3 protein-coding genes and 1 tRNA gene are annotated in these 3,734 nt (G+C 45.5%); all 4 read right to left on the minus strand.

All coding sequences use genetic code 11. The annotated features are described in order from the left end of the window. Positions 1 to 299: 299 nt before the first annotated feature. A tRNA-Pro gene (locus tag ACXLDX_RS04800) sits at positions 300 to 377 on the minus strand. 224 nt (positions 378 to 601) lie between these two features. Then, on the minus strand, positions 602 to 967 hold the full coding sequence (locus tag ACXLDX_RS04805; protein WP_457576059.1) for a MerR family transcriptional regulator: 366 nt from the start codon (positions 965 to 967) through the stop codon (positions 602 to 604). A 47-nt stretch (positions 968 to 1,014) separates the two neighbouring features. Continuing rightward, a complete protein-coding gene (locus ACXLDX_RS04810) occupies positions 1,015 to 1,344 on the minus strand; it encodes an integration host factor subunit alpha (RefSeq protein ID WP_457576060.1) in 330 nt (109 codons plus the stop codon). Next, a partial coding sequence (pheT, locus tag ACXLDX_RS04815; RefSeq protein ID WP_457576061.1) for a phenylalanine--tRNA ligase subunit beta occupies positions 1,337 to 3,734 on the minus strand: 2,398 nt, incomplete at its 5' end. The genes ACXLDX_RS04810 and pheT, both read right to left, overlap by 8 nt.

The raw sequence follows: 3,734 nt of genomic DNA on the forward strand, positions 1-3,734 counted from the left end.
GTCTCATAATAGCCGGTTCAATTTGGTTGAAGTGAACGAGATATTTTAAATAATACCTGAATCCTGCAATTGGCAAGTTCGGAGTTTTCGCTCACCTGCCGTAGATTTTAGCAGGCTCTTTTCTTCGGAGTGGCCTGCTGCCTGTGCGGACAAAAGAGACGGTGAAAATTGGGGTACCTGTGAGCAATTACAAAGAAAAGTATAGCATATTTATCTCACAAGAACCAAACCTCATGGCATTGACACAATAAAAAAAAGGGGTTAAGAACATTCGTTCCTACCCCCTGTACATTAATCGATGGTCGGGATGAGAGGATTTGAACCTCCGACCCCTTGTCCCCCAGACAAGTGCGCTAACCAGGCTGCGCTACATCCCGAAACCGTGATTCTATCTACCACGTGTTACAGGTACTGTCAACAGTCTGTAACGTAATTGCTCACCGGCACCGCAGCTTTTCACGGTCTCTTTTGTTCGCATAAGTGGGCTATAGCAAACAAAAGAGCCTGCAAAAATCTGCGGTACCTGTGAGCAATTACAGTTCAGAGGTAATAAAATCATAGAGTTGCTTTCCCTGGTACCAATTACTTTGTAACAGGTTGGTTATTCTTTTTTTGACAGAAGAATATTCTGTAATTCCAGCAGTTCTCCCTTGATGGAGGAGAGCTGTTCTGCGATATGTTTCCCGGCTGTTTTTTTTCCCTGGAAAGGGAGAAGCTTACTGTCTCCGGATGCAAGAAATTTCCGTGCTCCGGCTATTGTATATCCGTGTTCATGGAGCAGAGTTTTTATCTGCAGAATGAACAGGATATCTTTTTTTCTGTACAGTCTCTGGCCTGAGCCAGCCCTTTTGGGGCGAATTTCAGAAAATTCCGATTCCCAGTATCGCAGAACGTGCGTTGGTACTTCGGCCAGTTTCGCAACTTCACCGATCTTGAAATAGAGTTTGTCTGGAATATCTTTTTCCATATTAACCAGTGTACTCCATAAAAAGATCCCCGTTGACAGAAAGGGTGTTATTCGGTCTGGTCTTCCTTTCTGTTTATTCTTTCTCTTAATTTTTTGCTTGCCCTGAAACTGATGGTCTTTCGTTTCCTGATGGTGATGCTTTCACCGGTCCTTGGATTTCTTCCCCGGCGGGGTGCCTTTTCCCTGACGGTAAAGGTGCCGAAATGAACAAGTTTGATTTCTTCCCCTTCAAGCAGGGTACGTTTCATCGTGGAGATGAAGCAGTCAACAATCTGGGAACAGCTGCTCTGGGAAAACCCAAGTTTCTCCGACAGGACTTCTGCCAGTTCCCTTCTTGTGAGATTCTGTGATTTCTTTTCTTCAGTTATATTATCCATCGCGGAAGCTTCCCTCGAATCTTTCTGTGAGCAAACGTACTATTTTTGAGTGGGATTTTTCCACATTTTTTTCCGTAAGCGTCTTTGTCTGTGATCGATATGTTATAGAAAGGGCAACACTTTTACAACCCTGTTGTATTTTCTTACCCTCAAACACATCAAAAATTTCTACATTCTCAATGAGTTTGTCCCTGCTTGAGCGCACTGCTTCAAGGAGTTCACCTGAGGACACGGATTTCGGTACAATGAGAGCAATATCTCTTCTGACCGAAGGAAACACTGGTAAACTCGAGAATTTTTTCGCGGTTGTTTTTATATCACAAAGTGCGTCATAATCAAGGTCAAAATAGAAGACATCGTGTTTTATGGAAAAATTCTTCAGGATATTATCTTTAATCTTTCCAAGGGAACCAATAAAGCTGTTCCCGGATATGATTTCCAGCGCATAAGCGGGTTCGGCAAAAGGTTCGCAGTCGCTGTTTTCCGGGTGTCTGAACTGGACCGCGTCTTTCAGTCCAACTGAAAGACCGCTTTGATTCAGGATAAACTCTACACAACCTTTGGCATCAAATATATCCACTAAAGCCTGTTTGTAATACAGGGGAGAATTCTCTCCATGACGATTGCCGGAAAGCACCCCTGTAATAAACATTTTTTCCATCGGCTGTTCATCGCTGTCCCCGGGAAAAAACACTTTTCCTATTTCAAAAAGCTTCACCGCGGTTTTCTGGAAATTGATGTTGCGTCTTACATTTTCAAGGAGCCCGGGAAGCAGCAGGGTACGCATGACAGCCTGATCCTCACTCAGAGGGTTGAGAAGAGCAACACTTGTGGATCGCCTGTCCGATGCAGGGAGGGAGAGCATTTCTGCAAAATTTCGTGAAATAAAACTGTAATTAATTGCTTCGGTATATCCTGCGGAAGCGAGGGCGTAAGCAAGATTATTGCGTTTACGTCGACGCGGGTCCTGCTCGGGAAAGCTGAGATGAACCTGGGGCAGGGTAACGGGGATATTGTCATAGCCGTATAAGCGTGCTATTTCTTCAACAAGGTCCGCTTCTCTTTCTATATCAACACGGAAAGATGGAGGATTGACTGCCAGAGTATCGTCATCCCTGTCACTGCACTGTATTTCTATGGACTCCAGTAACCGAGACATTTCAGGACCGGTCAAATTTGTCCCAAGCAGTGTATTTGTCCTGGAAATTCGTAATGTCTGTGAACAGGGAGGTCTTTTACCTCCATAGACATCTGCACCTTCTTCCTCGGCTGTGGTGTCGCATATTTCACAGATCAGTTCAACGGCGCGATTGAGGGCGTTAATGGTGCCGTCCGGGTCTACACCTCTTTCAAAACGGTAGGAGGCGTCTGTTGAAAGGTTCAGCTTTCTTGCGGTCTTCCTGATGGAAACATCATTAAAACAGGCGCTTTCAAGAAGAATATCAGTTGTGGATTCAGTGACTTCTGAATTCAATCCACCCATGACGCCGGCTATGGCAATGGGTTTTTCCCCATCACAGATCAGAAGGGTGTCCCGGTCAATGGGCCGGTCAGTGTTGTCGAGTGTGGTGAAATGGGTTTCTTCTTTTAAGGGAGTACGGACAATGATTTTTCTGTCGGCAAGAGTGTTGAAATCAAAGGCATGAAGAGGCTGACCATATTCCATCATGACAAAATTGGTAACATCGACAATATTGTTGATGGGACGCAGGCCAATGGACAGGAGCCGCTTTCTCAGCCACCAGGGGGATGGACCAATTGAAATATTTTTGATTAACCGTGCCGCATACCTTGGACAGAGTTCATCCGACTCCACCGATACCGAGAATTCTTTTGATGTCGATTTGATCTCCGCCCCTTTGACCGGAACCATGAGGGGGGTACCGGTTATTCCTGCAATTTCCCTGGCAATACCAATAACAGAGGCGCAGTCAGGGCGATTTGGAGTGAGATCTACCTCCACCATGATATCATTCAGGCCCATGGCCTCTATAAATGACCGACCCGGTTCAGTTCCTTCAGGTAATTCCATAATGCCATCATGATCTTCACTCAATCCCAGTTCCTTTTCGGAGCAGATCATGCCAAAGGACTCGATTCCCCGGACTTTGGATTTTTTGATTTTAAAATTACCGGGAAGGGTGGTTCCGGGAAGGACAACAACTACCGCAAGATCTTTTCTGACATTTGGTGCACCGCAGACAATCTGGACGGTGTTGTCACCCACATCAACATGGCAGAGAGAGAGTTTGTCGGCGTTGGGATGTTTTTCACAGGAGATGACTTTCCCTGTTTTCAGGGGAGCAAGTTCCTGGTAAAGAGGCACGATAGAATCAACTTCAAGACCGAGCATGGTCAGTTTGTCTGCAAGCTGTTCAGGTGAAAGCCCT

Source organism: Desulfomarina sp. (assembly GCF_054039375.1).